At 73.1% G+C, this 14,921-nt stretch carries 19 protein-coding genes; 14 read left to right on the top strand and 5 right to left on the bottom strand.

Annotation, left to right across the window (positions count from 1 at the left end; genetic code table 11):
• The first annotated feature begins 86 nt into the window (after positions 1-86).
• Together P3X83_RS33850 and P3X83_RS33845 are read left to right on the top strand one after the other, a co-directional pair.
• Positions 87-434 (top strand): hypothetical protein, encoded by a 348-nt coding sequence (locus P3X83_RS33850; protein WP_277309402.1) that lies wholly within the window; start codon positions 87-89, stop codon positions 432-434.
• Positions 368-751 carry an amidohydrolase family protein gene (locus P3X83_RS33845; RefSeq protein ID WP_277309401.1) on the top strand — a complete coding sequence of 128 codons (384 nt, stop codon included), beginning with the start codon at positions 368-370 and terminating at the stop codon, positions 749-751. The genes P3X83_RS33850 and P3X83_RS33845 overlap by 67 nt, the downstream gene beginning before the upstream one ends.
• Positions 752-764: 13 nt before the next feature.
• Here the strand turns inward: P3X83_RS33845 and P3X83_RS33840 are convergent, their stop codons facing one another.
• Positions 765-1,061, bottom strand: coding sequence for a YciI family protein (locus P3X83_RS33840; protein ID WP_277309400.1), 297 nt, complete (start codon positions 1,059-1,061; stop codon positions 765-767).
• A 51-nt stretch (positions 1,062-1,112) separates the two neighbouring features.
• Between P3X83_RS33840 and P3X83_RS33835 the strand changes: the two genes are divergently transcribed.
• Positions 1,113-1,505, top strand: a complete 393-nt coding sequence (locus P3X83_RS33835; protein ID WP_277309399.1) for a DUF6578 domain-containing protein — start codon at positions 1,113-1,115, stop codon at positions 1,503-1,505.
• Here P3X83_RS33835 and P3X83_RS33830 read toward each other — a convergent pair.
• On the bottom strand, positions 1,495-1,869 hold the full coding sequence (locus tag P3X83_RS33830) for a nitroreductase family deazaflavin-dependent oxidoreductase (protein WP_277309398.1): 375 nt from the start codon (positions 1,867-1,869) through the stop codon (positions 1,495-1,497). The genes P3X83_RS33835 and P3X83_RS33830 overlap by 11 nt on opposite strands.
• A gap of 87 nt (positions 1,870-1,956) precedes the next feature.
• On the opposite strand from P3X83_RS33830, the gene P3X83_RS33825 reads away from it, so the two are divergent.
• Positions 1,957-2,616: a TetR/AcrR family transcriptional regulator gene (locus P3X83_RS33825; protein ID WP_277309397.1), complete on the top strand. Its 660-nt coding sequence runs from the start codon at positions 1,957-1,959 to the stop codon at positions 2,614-2,616.
• Between the two features lie 2 nt (positions 2,617-2,618).
• Here the strand turns inward: P3X83_RS33825 and P3X83_RS33820 are convergent, their stop codons facing one another.
• Positions 2,619-3,419 (bottom strand): SAM-dependent methyltransferase, encoded by an 801-nt coding sequence (locus P3X83_RS33820; RefSeq protein ID WP_277309396.1) that lies wholly within the window; start codon positions 3,417-3,419, stop codon positions 2,619-2,621.
• Positions 3,420-4,077: 658 nt separating this feature from the next.
• Between P3X83_RS33820 and P3X83_RS33815 the strand changes: the two genes are divergently transcribed.
• The 10 genes from P3X83_RS33815 (at position 4,078) to P3X83_RS33770 (ending at position 13,536) form a co-directional block, all read left to right on the top strand.
• Entirely contained in the window at positions 4,078-5,205 is a 1,128-nt protein-coding gene (locus P3X83_RS33815) for a hypothetical protein (protein WP_277309395.1), read from the top strand.
• Positions 5,206-5,330: 125 nt separating this feature from the next.
• Positions 5,331-5,510: a hypothetical protein gene (locus P3X83_RS33810; RefSeq protein WP_277309394.1), complete on the top strand. Its 180-nt coding sequence runs from the start codon at positions 5,331-5,333 to the stop codon at positions 5,508-5,510.
• Between the two features lie 92 nt (positions 5,511-5,602).
• Positions 5,603-6,901, top strand: coding sequence for a YcaO-like family protein (locus P3X83_RS33805; protein WP_277309393.1), 1,299 nt, complete (start codon positions 5,603-5,605; stop codon positions 6,899-6,901).
• Positions 6,880-7,509 (top strand): TOMM precursor leader peptide-binding protein, encoded by a 630-nt coding sequence (locus tag P3X83_RS33800; protein WP_277309392.1) that lies wholly within the window; start codon positions 6,880-6,882, stop codon positions 7,507-7,509. Before P3X83_RS33805 ends, P3X83_RS33800 begins: the two co-directional genes overlap by 22 nt.
• Complete coding sequence (locus P3X83_RS33795; protein ID WP_277309391.1) at positions 7,502-8,977, top strand: hypothetical protein; 1,476 nt, start codon at positions 7,502-7,504, stop codon at positions 8,975-8,977. Before P3X83_RS33800 ends, P3X83_RS33795 begins: the two co-directional genes overlap by 8 nt.
• A gap of 5 nt (positions 8,978-8,982) precedes the next feature.
• Complete coding sequence (locus tag P3X83_RS33790) at positions 8,983-9,501, top strand: hypothetical protein (protein ID WP_277309390.1); 519 nt, start codon at positions 8,983-8,985, stop codon at positions 9,499-9,501.
• Positions 9,498-10,910, top strand: a complete 1,413-nt coding sequence (locus P3X83_RS33785; protein ID WP_277309389.1) for a SagB family peptide dehydrogenase — start codon at positions 9,498-9,500, stop codon at positions 10,908-10,910. The genes P3X83_RS33790 and P3X83_RS33785 overlap by 4 nt, the downstream gene beginning before the upstream one ends.
• Positions 10,907-11,539 carry a flavoprotein gene (locus P3X83_RS33780; RefSeq protein ID WP_277309388.1) on the top strand — a complete coding sequence of 211 codons (633 nt, stop codon included), beginning with the start codon at positions 10,907-10,909 and terminating at the stop codon, positions 11,537-11,539. Before P3X83_RS33785 ends, P3X83_RS33780 begins: the two co-directional genes overlap by 4 nt.
• Before the next feature lies 1 nt (position 11,540).
• Positions 11,541-12,641 carry a hypothetical protein gene (locus tag P3X83_RS33775; RefSeq protein ID WP_277309387.1) on the top strand — a complete coding sequence of 367 codons (1,101 nt, stop codon included), beginning with the start codon at positions 11,541-11,543 and terminating at the stop codon, positions 12,639-12,641.
• Positions 12,634-13,536, top strand: a complete 903-nt coding sequence (locus P3X83_RS33770) for a putative sugar O-methyltransferase (protein WP_277309386.1) — start codon at positions 12,634-12,636, stop codon at positions 13,534-13,536. The genes P3X83_RS33775 and P3X83_RS33770 overlap by 8 nt, the downstream gene beginning before the upstream one ends.
• A 16-nt stretch (positions 13,537-13,552) precedes the next feature.
• On the opposite strand, the gene P3X83_RS33765 is transcribed toward P3X83_RS33770, so the two are convergent.
• Together P3X83_RS33765 and P3X83_RS33760 are read right to left on the bottom strand one after the other, a co-directional pair.
• Positions 13,553-14,395 (bottom strand): aldo/keto reductase, encoded by an 843-nt coding sequence (locus P3X83_RS33765; RefSeq protein ID WP_277309385.1) that lies wholly within the window; start codon positions 14,393-14,395, stop codon positions 13,553-13,555.
• A 55-nt stretch (positions 14,396-14,450) separates the two neighbouring features.
• Complete coding sequence (locus P3X83_RS33760; RefSeq protein ID WP_277309384.1) at positions 14,451-14,918, bottom strand: N-acetyltransferase; 468 nt, start codon at positions 14,916-14,918, stop codon at positions 14,451-14,453.
• Positions 14,919-14,921: the final 3 nt, after the last annotated feature.

Raw genomic sequence — 14,921 nt, 5'->3', positions numbered from 1 at the left:
AACTACTCCGGGACAAGGCTGGCGTGCTCACCCACCAACGATCAATGACCTAGCAAGGTTCGGTGACGCGGCACTAGCGTCCTGGTATGGGTGACCTCGCGATTCACGCGGACGGTGTGTTCGACGGCGAACACATGACGGACGGCCCCACCGTGATGCTCGTCACCGACGGCCGGATCGCCGGGGTGCGACGCGCGTCCCTGCGCGTTCACCTGGCCGCGGGCGTCACCACCGTGCGCGACCTGGGCGACCACCGGAACGCCGTGCTCACCTGGCGCACCGCGGCCGGGCCTGGGCTGCCCGCCGTCGTGGCTCCGGCGCGCCGATCACCAGCCCCGGCGGGCACTGCTGGTCGCTGGGCGGCGAAGTGCACGACACGGACGAACTGCGCCGCGCGACCCGGCAGCGCGCCGAACTCGGCGCGGACGTCGTGAAGATCATGGCGAGCGGCGGCGTGCTGACGCCGGGCACCGGCGCCATGCGCCCGCAGTTCACGGCGGAGGAACTACGGGCCGCCGTCGAGGAGGCGCACCGGGCGGGGCTGCCGATCACCGCGCACGCGCACGCGCTGCCGGCCGTCCGGCTCGCGCTTGAGGCGGGCGTGGACGGCATCGAGCACTGCACCTGCCTGACCCCCGAGGGCGTCCGTGTGGACGACGACCTGCTCGTGGTGGAGGGAGAGCCCACCAAGGACATCACCGCCGTGACCCGCGTGCAGGCCGTCTACCTCGCCGGTCAGGGGGTCCGCTAGCAGGCGGGAGACGTCATTCCAGCGGGTTGTTCGCGAACACCACGTTCCAGGCGCGGATGTCCCGCGACCCGACCAGCCCGGCGGTCCAGAACGGATCCTGGTCGAAGATCCGTTCGACCTCGGACACGTCGTCGGCCCGCACGATGAGCAGGCCGCCCGGACGTTCCCGGTCCACCAGAGGCCCGCTCAGCACGACCACTCCCGCCTGGAAGAGGTCGCGGACGAAGTCGACGTGCGCGGGCCGGAGCTGATCACGCCGCCCCGTGTCGTCGTGCGCGTCGTACTCGTATCGCAGTGCGTACAGCGACATGTGTCCCTCTTCCCGTCAGAACGGACCGCCGGGTTCGACGATACTCGCGGGATGGAACAGACCATCTGGCTCGACGCATGGCAGATGCACTGCTGCGGGCGGCCGTTCCGCATCGGGTCCACGGTCTCGTGGCGGCTCTTCGAGATGAGTTCGGAGAACCTGTCCGATCTGCTGGGGCGGGACGTGACCGTGCACCTGCGACAGGAGAGCCACGACACCGAATTCGACCGCGTGCCGTACACCGAGGCGGTGGTGACGGCGATCGGGGCGGTCCACTGCCGTTACGCCCTCGGCGAGGACGGCTACCTGCGAGCGCAACCCGGTTCCGGCGTCATGTCCACGGTGGACTCCGCGGACGGCTACCCGGCCGCGCCGTCCGACGGCATGGAGTTCGTCGGCTACCTGGTCACCGCGACCTGCCGGGCGCCCGCCGTCAGCCCGTGACCAGGTCCATCCGCAGGAACTCGGTGATGCGGAGCACCTTCGGGGGTCGCGCCACCCCGGCGGGAAGGGCCTGGAACGCCTCGTCCCTGCCGACGAGGCGGGGGGCGGTGAGTTCCATCTCCTTGCCGTCGACCCTGAGCCGTGCGCGGCCGGTCGCCAGGATGTTCCGCACCCAGTCCGAGCGCGAGCCGTACACCAGAACGAACAGGTAGCCGCCCTCGACGGGGTGCGCGTCGAGCGGCGTGCGGTACGTCGCGCCGGAGACGCGACCGACGTGGATCAGCACCGGCCACTTCCCGCCCGCGACCGCGCGCGGGTTGAACACCCGCTTGTTGATGTGCCCCCACCACTTCGGCATCGGCATCGGGAGCTCCTTCTCTCGCCCCGGCGGCTCGCCGGGCTGCTTTCCTTACGTTTGTAAGGCTGGCTTACAGGTGTAAGGTTGTCAACCGTGACATCATCACGACGGCCGCTCAGCAGAGATCGGGTGCTCCAGGCCGCGATCCGGGTCGCCGACCACGGCGGCGTGGAGGCGATCACCATGCGACGGGTCGCCCAGAAGCTGGGCGTGGAGGCGATGTCGCTCTACCACCACGTGCCGAACAAGGACACGATCCTCGACGGCGTGGTCGACGTGGTGTTCGAGGCGATCGAACTGCCCACGGCCGGATGCGACGACTGGCGCGACGCGATCCGCGCGCGGGCGCACTCGGCGCGTGCCGTCCTGGCCCGGCACAGCTGGGCCCTCGGCCTGATGGACTCCCGGCGGAACCCGGGCCCGGCGACGCTACGCCACCACAACGCCGTCCTCGGCGTGCTGCGCGAGGCGGGGTTCACGCTGCCGATGGCGGCCCACGCCATCTCGCTCATCGACAGCTACGTCAGCGGGTTCGTCCTCCAGGAGGCCAGCCTGCCGTTCACCACCCTGGAGGACGTCGGGGAGGTGGCCGGCGACATCCTGGAACGCCTCCCGGCGGACGAACTGCCGTATCTCACGGAGATGATCGCCGAGCACGCCCTGCGCCCCGGCTACGACCACCATGCCGAATTCGGCTACGGCCTCGATCTGATCCTGGACGCCCTCGAATCCCGCCGATCGGCGGACACCTGAGTTCAGGCACGCAGTACGGCCGCTCCGACAACCTCCTCCCGTGCCTCCATGTACGGCGGGTCATCGGTCTCCGGCCGCCACAGCGACGGCTGCACCAGCCCCGGCGGCAGCACGTCCCAGCCCTCGAACCACCCTCGGATCCGATCACCGGGGAACGGCCGGATCGGACGCGTCGCCCCCTGGTAGGCGGCCTTGCCGAACTCGATCTTGTCCTGCGGGATCTCGTCCGCGCACGCCACGGACATCGCCAGATGACTGCCGGGGGCCAGCCCGTCGCGCAGGGCGGCGATCATGCCCTCGATGTCCTCGTCCTCACGGATGAAATGCAGGACGGCGACCAGCAGCAACCCGACCGGACGGGACAGGTCGAGCACCCGCCCGGCCGCCTCCAGGATCGTCCGGGAGTCACGCAGGTCGGCCTGCACCCCCACGACCCCTTCGGGCGGCCCCGACGCCCCGATCCGCTCCAGCACCACCGCACTGGCGTCCACATAGACGACCTTCGCCCCGGGACGCACCTCACGGACGACATCGTGCACGTTCGGCGCGTGCGGTATGCCGCATCCGATGTCGAGGAACTGGTCCACCCCCGCTTCGGCGATCGCCCGCACGGCCCGCAGCAGGAACGCCCGGTTGGCCTTGGCCGTCAGCCCGACCGTGGGGTACATGTCGATGAGCGACTGCGCCGCCGCCCGATCGACCGGCAGGTAGTGGTCGCCGCCCAGCATGTAGTCGTACATCCGCGCCGGGTCGGGCCGCAGGGTGTCGTCCTCGGGGGCCATCGCTTCGTGGGGTAAGGACACGTCGCCATCCTCCGTACCGTTCAAGATCCGTACCCGTGTTTCCTCCCCCACCCCACCAACCCCGGAACCCCCCACAAGGGGAGCAGTCCGTTAGCCGAACGAGCGGAAGGAATTGTCAACCACGAGTCGTCCGCGGCCTCGAATTTGCGCATGGGTGCCGGGCGTACTCCGAATGGGAGGCCGCGACGGCGAAAGTACGGTGGGCCGACGGTCAGGCGACGAGGTCCGGGGGCCGCATCCACGGCATCGGCGGGCGGCTATGCGGTCGGCACGGTTATGGCGCGAACCTGGGGGGTCGAGCCGGAAATGGTCGCCCGGTGGAGCGGGGGCGGCGGATCCATGTGGTGCGGAGGGTGACGCTCGTAGGTACATGCCGGGGGGAGCGGGCCTGCGCGCGGCATCCCCGCTTCAAGGCGGGCGGGTTATACGGACAGTGGTCGAGAGGAACAGTAGATTGAATTTTGACTACCGATTAAAGTTCTAGATAGGGGATATATCCCACAAGGGGGATTTTGCACGTATATTTCTTCCCGTAATGCGTGACCTAATTCTGAGTGCGCATCATGTTCGGCAGAACGGAGAAGACGTGCCAGCGAGCTCGTTACCACCGGAAAGCGGTGACATCGATCTCGCGCCCGTTCGTCTGTCCACGGCGATCATGACCCATCCGCTCCGGCTGGGCCGCGCCGAAGCGCTTCGGGACCGTCATCCCGAGCTGCGGGCCTCCGTCGTCGTCGATCCCCGTCCGGAGGATGGGCCCGCGACGATACGGACGGCACTCGCCGCGTGGGCGGCGGCCGATCCCGAGGGCACCCACCACCTCGTGTTGCAGGACGACGTCGTCCTCTGCGCGGGATTCCTCGACCGGCTGACGGCCGCCATCACCCGCTTTCCCACCGTGGCGCTCTCGCTCTTCACCGAGTGGGGTTCCGCCACCTCACACCACCTGCGGCTGGTCTCACTGTTCGGCGCCTCGTGGGCGGAGGTGATCGACGACTACGTGCCGTCGGTCGCGCTGGTCCTGCCCACGGCGATCGCCAGGGACTTCGGCGACATGGCGGGCGGTCCGCCGCAGGCCGCGCAGGACGATGTCGCCCTGGCCGGCTTCCTGCGGGCGCGCGGCGTGCGCACGCTGTGCGGGATACCGACGCTCGCCGAGCACGATGGGCAGGAGAGTCTCGCGGGCAACGACGCCTTCGGGCCGCGCCGGTCGGTGTGCTTCCAGGACGACGTACTCGGAACGGTGGCTGACACGGTGGTCGGCGGGTCTTTCGGGGCCGCGTGGCGGTTGCCCGTCATCAGCCGGATGGTGGTGCCTCCCCGGCTGACCGTGGGAATCCGCGCCGGGGCGACGGCCCCATGGGAGGTCCTCGACGCCGACGCGGCGTTCCGCCGTCTGGGCGTCGATCCGGCGGAGGCCGGTCGCCTGTCGGCCGCGCGGGTCGCGGACCTGCACGACGGGCCGAACGGGCACGGCTCCGGATTCGCCGCGCACCTCCTGGAGACCGCCTGGCTGGCCGCCTTCGCGGCCGGTGCGGTGCTGGCGGGTCCCGCGCCCGCCGTACGTGTGCATCCGCCCGCGGGACCGCCCGACCTCGCGACGGCGCTGGCGTCGCCGGTGGTCAGGCGGGCGTTCGGCACGCTTCCCCAGGGCGTGCTGCACGCCACGGGAGACCGGCGCGCCCCTCACGACCACGACCTCGATGACGACCTTGGATCTCTCATGCTGGAGGCCGTCCGGACCGGATACCAGCGCGTGACCGGCCCTCAGACGGCCACCGCGTGAAACGGTGCCGACCGGCACCCCCACCCCCCCATACGTGCACGGCTCATCCTCATCGCGAAGAGGCGGGAGACGCGCGCCCCGACGCCGTGCCGAACCCCATCCATCTCGTTTCATCAGGAGGAGACATGTCCGTTCCGACGACCAACGCAGCCGAGGACAAGCTCGACCTGGACGTCGTGGAGTCCCCAGTGGATGACTGGGACACCCTCGTGGCCGAACTGCTCGGCAACGCCTCCACCGGCCTCCCCGAGGACGGCGAAGTACCGATGGTGACGAACTACTGCGGCTTCTGCGGCGGCTGCTGACCCGCACCACCCCCGGCGGCGGGCCCTTCTGCTTCCGGTCCGCCGCCGGACCCCTCAGGAACGACTCGACGAGGAAGGACAAGGTACGGCCGGTGGCGGACACGCCGTTGTCGGATCTGGTGGGCGCGCTGGGCGTGGTGTCGGCGGTACGGCCGGCCTCGCCGGGCCGCGGCTTCGACCGCGTCAAGATGTTCACCGCGGTGGCGGGCGGCCAGCACGGACATGCCGGAGAGTCCGTGACCGGCACCGGGCGGGTACTCGACGACGAGCGGCTGGCCGAGCTGATCGCGGTGGCCGAAGCCGCCGAACGGTACGCGGGCTCGTTCCCCGCGGCCGACACGATCACCGCGCCCCTCGCCGGGCTGCCCGGACGGGCGCTGGACGTGACGCACATCCCGCGCTGCTCGGCGGCGGAGTACGCCCACCCGGACTGCCGCCACGTCCCCTTCGACGAAGGCGCGCCGATCCGCTGGATCCGCGGCGTCGACATGTCCGACGGCGAGCCGGCTTGGGTGCCCGCCGTCATGGCCTGCTACGGGCTGCGCCCCGAGCCCGCCGAGCGGTTCGTCTTCCAGATCTCCACGGGGCACGCGATCCACTTCGACCCGGTTCGGGCGCTGGCCGGGGGCCTGCTGGAGGTCATCGAACGGGACGCGGTGGCGCTGGTCTGGACGCAACGGCTGCCCCTGCCGCCCCTGGCGCCGGAGGCCCACACAGAGCGGGTGCGGTACCTGCTCGCCAGCGCCGAGCGCAGGTTCCTGACCACCCACCTGTTCGACGCCACGACAGACCTCGGGGTGCCGACCGTGTACCTGCTGCAACGCGCGCCGTACGATGCCCGGACCGCCAATCTCGTGGCCGCGTGCGCCGCCGCCACGCTCGGCGAGGCGGCGGAGAAGGCGCTGATCGAGGCCGTCACCGTCCGGAGCGGGTTCCACGACGGCCACGACGGCCACGACGGCGGGGCCGGGGACGCGGACGCCATCCCCCGCGACATCACATCCGTGCTCGACGCGACGCGGTACATGGCCCGGCCCGAGCGCGCCGCCGCGTTCGCGTTCCTGACCGACGGGCTCGGCGACCGCGCGCCCGCCGACCGCGCCCGGCCGTTGCCCACCGACCCTGCCGACCCGGCTGCCACGCTCGCCGTCCTGCTGGACCGGCTGGCCGAAGCCGGCATGCGGGCCTATGCCGTGGACCGGACCCCCGCCGAGCTGCGGGCCGCCGGGCTCACCAAGGTCAGCGTCATCGTGCCCGACCTGCAGCCGCTGTCGCTGCATCCGCGCGCGCAGTTCCGCGCCCATCCCCGGCTGCGCGACGCGCCGCCCCGGATGGGCTTTCCCGCGTATCCCGAGGAGGAGCAGAACCCGTGGCCGCAGCCGTTCGCGTAGCCGACCTCGCGGTAGCCGCGATCGGGGACTTCGGCGCCGAGGTCGCGCGCGTCCTGCGCGAGGAGGGGGCCACGCCTCTGGATCCCCACCGGCCGATCCTCACCGGACGGCGGGCCGCCGTGCTGCTGTCGTGGCGACCGGAGCCCGACGCGTGCGAGGCGCTCGACCGCGCCTGCTTCGCGGCCGGCGTGCCGTGGCTTCCGGTGACGATCGAGCACCCCTACCTGGTCGCGGGACCGTGGACGAGCCCGCCCGGCGGCCCGTGCCTGCGCTGCCTGCGACGACGGCGCGCGCAGCACGACACGCGGGCCGGCCTGCGGGCCAAGGTCGAGGACGCCTACCGGCGGGACGAGGCCCTGGGCGTCTACGGGCATCTGCCGCATCACCGCAGGCTGGCCGAGGCGCTCGTCCGGCTCATGGTGGCGAACGCCGTCCCCGGCCAGGTGCACCTCACCCACCTGCTCACCATGAGGTCGGCCACCCAGCGACTGCTGCCCGTGCACGGGTGCGAGCGCTGCGGCGGGTCCGGCGCGTGGGGCACGGACGGCGGGGTTTCGCGGGCCGTAAGGTCGGCCGCCGCGCTGCGGGAGAGGACGGCGAATGCCTGAACCGGACGCCACGGCCCACAGCCCGGCTGAAGAGCGGCCTGCCACGGCGCGCGGCGCGGTGGTTTGGGAGCCCGCGACGGCGTACGGGCTGGCCTGGGTGACCGGCGAGAGTGAGCTGATCGTCGAGGGCGGGCCGAGCAGGCGCGTGTTCACGGGCGCGGCGGCGGCGGCGGTGCTGCCCCGGCTGATGGACGCGCTCAACGGGACGCGGTCGCCCGGGGAGGTCGCCGCCGCGCTCGGGCTGACGCCCGCCCAGGTGGGCCAGGCGATCCGGCTGCTCGACTCCGCCGGTCTGATCGACCACGCGCCGCCGCCCGCCCCCGCAGGCCCCGCGGACTGCTTCCTGTCCCGCTCGGTGCCCGCCGCGCTGCGCGCCCGGGGCGGGAACGGCCTGCGGCGCACGCTCGCGGCCTCGGCCGTGGCCGTGGTGGCGGACGGCCAATTGGGTCGGCTGCTCGCCGCCGACCTGCGGGAGACCGGCGTGACCGTATGCGCGGAGCCCGGCTCGGCGGATCTGGTCATCGTGGCGGACGACGGGAGCGCGACGCTCACGGACGTCGAGCGGGAGTGCACGGCGCGCGGCGTCCCGCTGCTGCGGATCGGCGGGGACGCGCGTCACCTGGAGCTGGGGCCGGTGTTCCTCGGCCCGCACACCGCCTGCTCGGCGTGCCTGCGCGCGGGCAGAAAGGCGGCGGGATGGGGAGCGAGCGCCGTTCCGCCCGAGGCGGTGCCGCTCGCCTGTGCGATGGCGACCGGCGAGGCGGTGGCCCTGCTCACCGCGACGACGCGGCCGTCGACCGGGCGGCGGGTGGTGCGGGTGGAGGTGGACGGCCTCGCGGGCGAGTCGTTCGCGTGCCTCCCGGAGCCCGGCTGCGAGGGGTGCGGCCTCCCGGACGCGTACGGCACGCCGTACGGGCGGTACGAGTGGCTGTGCCGGGACGAACCGTGGACGGCGTGGGAGACGCCCGAGGTGGCGGAGGCCGACCGATGGCGGGATCTCGACCTGGCGTCGTCCCCCCGCCTGCCGTGCGCGGACGCCCCGCTGCCCGCCGGGCTCGCCGAGCTGCTCGGAGCGATGGCGGACCGTCCCGCGCTCGACACGTACGTGCTCGGCGCCGCCGGTCTGCCGCATCCCGTCCACCGGTACTCGTCGCTGCGCGACGAACTGATCGCCACCCGGGCCGACCTGGCCGCGTGCCCGCCGGTGACGGGTCTCCCGCCGGAGCCGCTCGCGGTCCTGGTCCTGGTGGCCACGCCCGGACGGCTGCGCGGCTCGCACGGCGACGCCGCCGCGCGCCGGGCGTTCCTGCGCGCGGGCCGCGCCCTCGCGCGCCTGGCCGCAGCGCCGGCCGCGCGGGAGCGGCGCCTGGTCCGGACGGACCCGACGTCCCCCGGCCTGCGCGACCTTCTGGAGCTGCAGGACGGCCGGGAGCAGGTCGCGGCCGTCGTCGGCGTCTACGAGAGGTGACGGCCATGCCCCTCATTCCCGAGCACGACGTCTACCGCGACCTCATCGTGCTGGACTTCGAGACCGCCCCGGAGACGGCGGCGCACCCGCTGGAACCGGCTCCCGCGCCGCCCGCCGTCCTGCATCGGGCGCTTCCCGAGGCGGTCGCTGCGGCGCTGACCGCCGCGACGCCCACGCCGTCCGTCCGGCTCACCGTGTGCGTGGCGGTCCTGCGGATCGCCGGACTGCGTCCCGGCTACTACACGTGCCCCGCCGGAGAGGGCCTGGTACGCCACGCGGGGCCGGAGCAACCCGGCACGGACCTCACGGCGGACGCCGCCGTCCTCCTCGGCGGCACACCGCCGGACTCCCCGCACGCCTACCGGAGCCTGCTGGTCGCGGCCGGGACGGCGGCGGAGGTCATCACGGCCGCGCTGGGCCCGCTCACCGGGTCGATCACGCTGAGCGACACGCCGGGAGCCTGGCCGCTCCCCTCGAAAACCTACGTCGCACGCCTCGCCACGGTGACGTTGGAGGCCAGGTGATCCTGCTGCGGCTGGCGCCCGGCGTCACGGCCGAGTTCCCGGCCGACGGTGGCGTCATGGTCGCCGATCCGCGCGGCCGGTTTCCCATCCGGCACGCGGCGGCGGTGCGGCTCATCCGGACCGGGGCCTGCTGGGCCGACCTCCACCGGCTGGACGATCCGGCCGGGGCCCGCGCGGCGGCACTGCGGCTGCTGCGCGCGGGCGCGGCCGTCCTGGTGTGCGGGGAAACCGCCGCCGCACCGGCGGTGGCGGTGGCCCGCCTCACCACGCGCCTGAGCCGATACCGGCCGAGCGACGGCGTACCTGCGCAGCAGCGGTTCAGGCTGTCCCGCTTCGCCCTGCTCCGGCGGCACGGCGACGACATGGCGCTCGAATCGCCCGTGGCCGGTTGCCGGGTCACGCTCGCCGATCCCCGGGCCGCCGCCCTGGTCGCGTCGCTCGCCCGCCCGCGCACCTCGGCGGAGCTGCGCGCGGCCTCGCCCGTCCCGGCGGGGACGGCCGACGCCCTCCTGCACCTGCTCGCCGACCTCCGCCTGGCCTGCCCCGTGGACGCGGACGGCCTGCTCGCCGAGGACACCGACCCCGTCACCGCGCAGCGGGAGGTCCATGACGTGTGGGCCCACGCCCGGGCCAGGGCGGGACTGACCGACACCCCGGTCGGGGCCACGTTCAGGTTCGCCGGGCGGTTCCCGCCAGAGCCCGCCACCCGTCCGGAGCCGGGCGGGGCGGAACCGGTGCGGCTGCCGCGTCCCGATACCGCCCGGCTGGTCGCAGAGGACCCTCCGCTGGCCGAGGTCATGGAGCGCCGCAGGTCGGTCCGGGCTTTCGGACCGGCTCCCCTGTCCATGGCGCAGGTGGGCGAGCTGCTCCACCGGGTCGCCCGGGTCGTGCGCGCGATGCCGCCCGACCCGGCGGCGGGCCTGCCGTACGAGCACACGTACCGGCCCGTCCCCTCGGCGGGGGCCGTGCACGAGCTGGAGTACTACCTGGTGAGCCGTGCTTGCGCCGGTCTCGTCCCGGGCCTGTACCGGTACGAGCCGGCCGAGCACGCGCTGACGCCGATCGACGCCGACCTCCGCAGGCCGGCCGCGGCGATCGAAGTCGCGCGCACCGGGATCGGGGCCGTGTCGCCGCCGCAGGCGCTCATCGTCCTCGCCGCGCGATTCACCCGGTCGGGCTGGAAGTACGAGGGCATCGCCCGCACGCTGACACTCATGAACGCCGGGGTTGCACTGCACGCCGTGCACCTGTGCGCGACGGCCATGGGCCTCGGCGCGTGCGCGGTCGGCGCGGGCGACTCGGCGCTGTTCGCCGAGATGACCGGACTCGATCCGCTGGCGGAGTCGTCCGTCGCGGAGATCGCCGTGGGCACCCTGCCCCGGCCCCCGCTCCAGGAGGAGATTCGATGACGGCGGGACGCACCGCCTTCCCCCCGGTGGGGTTCGACCGGTTGCTGCTGGTCGTCACCGGCGCGCTGGCCGCCGCCTTCGTCCCGCAGGGGCTGGCCTGGCTGCGCACGACCTACCCAGATCTCGCCGTACGCGTGGTGCTGACCAGGGCGGCCGAACGGTTCGTGTCCCCGTCGGCCCTCGGGGTCGTCTCGGGCAACCCCATCGAGCCGGACACCTGGCCGGACGCGCCCGTGACGGCGGCCCCACACGTCGTCCTCGCCGAGTGGGCGCAGGCGATCGTCGTCTACCCGGCCACGGTCCACTACGTGAGCCGCCTGGCGCTCGGCCTCGCCGACACGCCCAGCCTGCTGGCCCTGCAGTGCACCCGCGCGCCGGTGGCGGTCGCACCCGCCTTCCCCCCGGGAGGCTGGGACAACCCGCTGCTGCGGCGGCACGTCACCGCCCTGGAGGAGCGGCCCAACATCGCCGTCGTGCCACCGGCCCCGGCCAGGAGCTGGACCACCGGCCGGGACGACGCGTACGGCGCGGCCCCCTTCCCCGCCGTGCTCGGCACGGTCGAACTCCGCCGGCGCGCCCTCGCCGGCCATGCCCCCGACCTCGGCGGCGAAGACGGAGAGGACTCCTGAGATGCCCCGGATCCTGTTCCTGGTACGCGGCCACGGCTTCGGGCACGCCGCCCGCGACGCCCGCGTGATCGCCGCGCTGCGGTCCCTGCGCCCTGAGGCCGAGATCGACGTCCTCGCCTCCGGCAGCGCCGCCGGGTACTTCGCCCTGCACGGCGTCGAGCACGTGGACATGGGCGTGGCCGACGAGGAGGACATGACGCCCGAGGCGGCCAGGCGGGTGTGGGAGGTGATGGCCGGGACGCCCCGCCCGGACCTCACCGTCTCCGACGAGGTGGTGTGGGCCATGCCGTACTGCGAGCGGGTCTGGGGCAGGCGCGGCATCCTGCTCACCGACTGGTTCTACGCCGAGCTGGGCGCGCCCGCCCAGGACGCCTTCCTCGACCACGCGGGGGAGATCGTGGTGCTGGACTTCGCCGGCGCGCACCCCGGCCCGTACGCGACCAAGGCCCCGATCCGCCGGGCCGGGCCGGTCGTGGGCGAGTTCGCCGTGACCCGCGAGGCGGCCAGGACCGCCCTCGGCGTGCCGGACGGCCGCACGGTCGCGGTGCTCACGGTCGGCGGGATGGCGGGGCAGGCCGACAACCGGCGGATCGCGGTGGCCGCCCTGGATGCCTGGCTGGCGTGCGGCGAGGCCGGGCAGCGCCTCTACGTCCTCGGCGACAGGTTCGCCGACGTGCCCGCGGCGCGCGCGGACGACGTCGTCTGGGTGGGCGTGACGAACCGGGCGGAGCTCTACTACGCCGCCGCCGACGCCGTGATCGTCAACGCCTATGGGACGGTCGCCTTCGACCTGGCCTGGAACGGCGTCCCCGTGGTGGGGATGACGGACCCCGCCGTGCCATACCCGGAGTCCTTCGCGCGCCGGGTGGGGCTGCTGGCCTCGGCCGGGCTGATCGAGCACGTGGAGCCCGGCGCCGGGAGGGACGCCCTGTGGGCGGCGACGCGAGCGGCCCTGGCACGGCCCCGCAGGGCAACGGGTGAGGTGTCCGGCGGCCTGGAATGGACCTCCGGTGCGGCGGTCGCGGCCCACCTGCTGCGACGCCTCGATGACCTCGACGACCTCGACGACACAGTGAACCCGCGGGAGGCCCCCATTGGCTGATCATCCCTCCATCGGCGACCCTCGCCTGGCCGAGCTGCGCCGCCGGTACGCCGCGTACGACGGGCCGCTCGCGGCGCGCTCGCAGTGGTCGGACGAGTTCGTCGGCAGGGAGCTGTCGTTCGGGACGTTCCGTGGCGACAACTGTTTCGTGTGGCAGCGGCGCTACTTCGGCGAGGACGAGCGGTCGAAGTACCTCCGCTACACCGGCTACGTGGCCGGGCTCGACCGGCTGGGGCTGCTCGACCGGCTCGGCGAGGACGGCGCGTTCGGCTGCGAGACGCACTCCTTCGCCGGCCGTCCCACGGTCAGCCGGGACCTCCTGGACTCGGTGAACGAGATCTACTTCCTCGACCGGCACCTCGGCCTGCTGGGCAGGCGCGGGGTGCGGATCCTGGACATCGGCGCGGGGTACGGCCGGCTGGCCCACCGGATGACTCAGGCCGTACCCGGCCTCGCCTCCTACACCTGCGTGGACGGCGTCGCGGAGGCCACCTACCTCTGCGAGTACTACCTGGGCTTCCGGCAGGCCGGGGAGGTCGCCCGCACCGTTCCGCTGGACGAGGTCCGCGAGCGGATCGGACCCGGCGACGTGGACGTGGCGGTCAACATCCACAGCTTCTCCGAGATGCCCTACGCGGCGGCGGCCGGGTGGATCGCCTTCCTCGCCGAGATCCGCACGCCGCTGATCCTCGTCGTGCCGAACTACGGCGCGCACCTGACGGCGTGCGAGGAGATCGTGGACGGCGTCGAGACGCGCACCCTGCCGCTGCTGCCCGCGTTCGAGGAACACGAGTACCGGCTGGTGGTGCGGGAGCCGACCCTGCGGGACCCCGAAGTGGGCGAGCTGATCGGCACCGGCAACCACTTCCTGCTGTTCGCCCGCGCCGCGAGCTGACCGGCCGCCCTTCTCGTCAGCCGAGCTTCGCCAGGCGGTCGTACTGCTCGTCGGTCAGCGTCACGTCGGCCGCGCCCAGGTTCTCCTCCAGATGGGCGACGGAGGCGGTGCCGGGGATCGGGCACACGACCGGCGAACGGTGCAGCATCCAGGCCAGCGAAACCTGGACCGGCGTCGCGCCGACCTCGGCGGCCACCTCGGCGAGCGTGCCGTCGCTCGCCGCGTGCGCGCCGGCCGCGATCGGCAGCCATGGCACGAACATCAGGCCTTCGCGCGTGCAGTGGTCGAGCACGTCGTCGTCGGTGCGGGTGGTGAGGTTGTAGAGGTTCTGCACGCCGACGATCTCGACGGTCTCCCGCGCCTCCTCGATCTGCGCGACCGTGACCTGCGACAGGCCGACGTGGCGCACCTTCCCCTCGTCGCGCATCCGGGCCAGCGCGCCGTACTGTTCGGCCGCCGGCACCTGCGGGTCGACGCGGTGCAGCCAGAAGAGGTCGATGGTCTCCAGCCGCAGCCGCCGCAGGCTCAGTTCGACCTGCTGACGCAGGTATTCAGGACGGCCGACCGGCTTCCACTCGGTGGGCGACGGCCTGGTCTGCCCGGCCTTGGTGCCGATCAGCAACCCCTCCGGGTAGGGATGTAGGGCCTCCGCCAGCAGTTCCTCACTGACCCCCGGTCCATACGAGTCGGCGGTGTCAATGTGGTTCACGCCGAGTTCGACCGCACGCCTGGCAACCGCCAGCGCGCCGTCCAAGTCGGCGGGCGGCCCCCAGATGTTCGGGCCGGTCAGACGCATCGCGCCGAAACCCAGCCGGTTGATCGTCAGGTCGCCGCCGATGGTGATCGTGCGTGGTGTCATGTCGGGTCCTTCCCCATCACATGGTCGATACCTCGATCATGCACGCCGATGGGGGTCAGGGGTGACCATTGCGGGAGGCGTAGTGGACGGCGTTGAAGGGCCAGTCCTTGGTGAGCCAGGTGGAGACCGTGTCGTAGACGGGGCGGTCGAGGTCGGCATGGGTGGCGGCGACCCAGGAGCGGACCTCGGCGTCGGCGCCCGGGTCGTGGGAGGGGTAGATGTAGACGCAGCCGACGACGGTGCCTTCCGGGTCGAGGACCGTGTACGTGAAGCCCTTGCGGCCGGCGAAGTCGTCGGCGTGCCGCTGGAGGTCGGCGAGGTTCTCGTCGAGGGCCATGCCGGACGGCGGGGGCCAGGAGCCCCGGCCGAAGCCGGGAGTGGCGCGGATGTGGTCGATGCTGGAGGTCCAGGCGGCGTGGTCGGCGCGGTTGTGGCGCGGGCCTAAGGGTTCGAGCCGGAAGCGGTCGCTGGCCGGTGGGGCGGGCACGGCGAATCCGTGCGGTACGAAGGGCGCGTCACTCATGGA

Origin of the sequence: Spongiactinospora sp. TRM90649 (assembly GCF_029382225.1) — a bacterium.
In the GTDB taxonomy this organism is placed as follows: Bacteria; Actinomycetota; Actinomycetes; order Streptosporangiales; family Streptosporangiaceae; genus Spongiactinospora.
The sequence above is the reverse complement of the archived record's forward strand: the minus strand, read 5'-3'. Positions and strand labels throughout refer to the sequence as shown.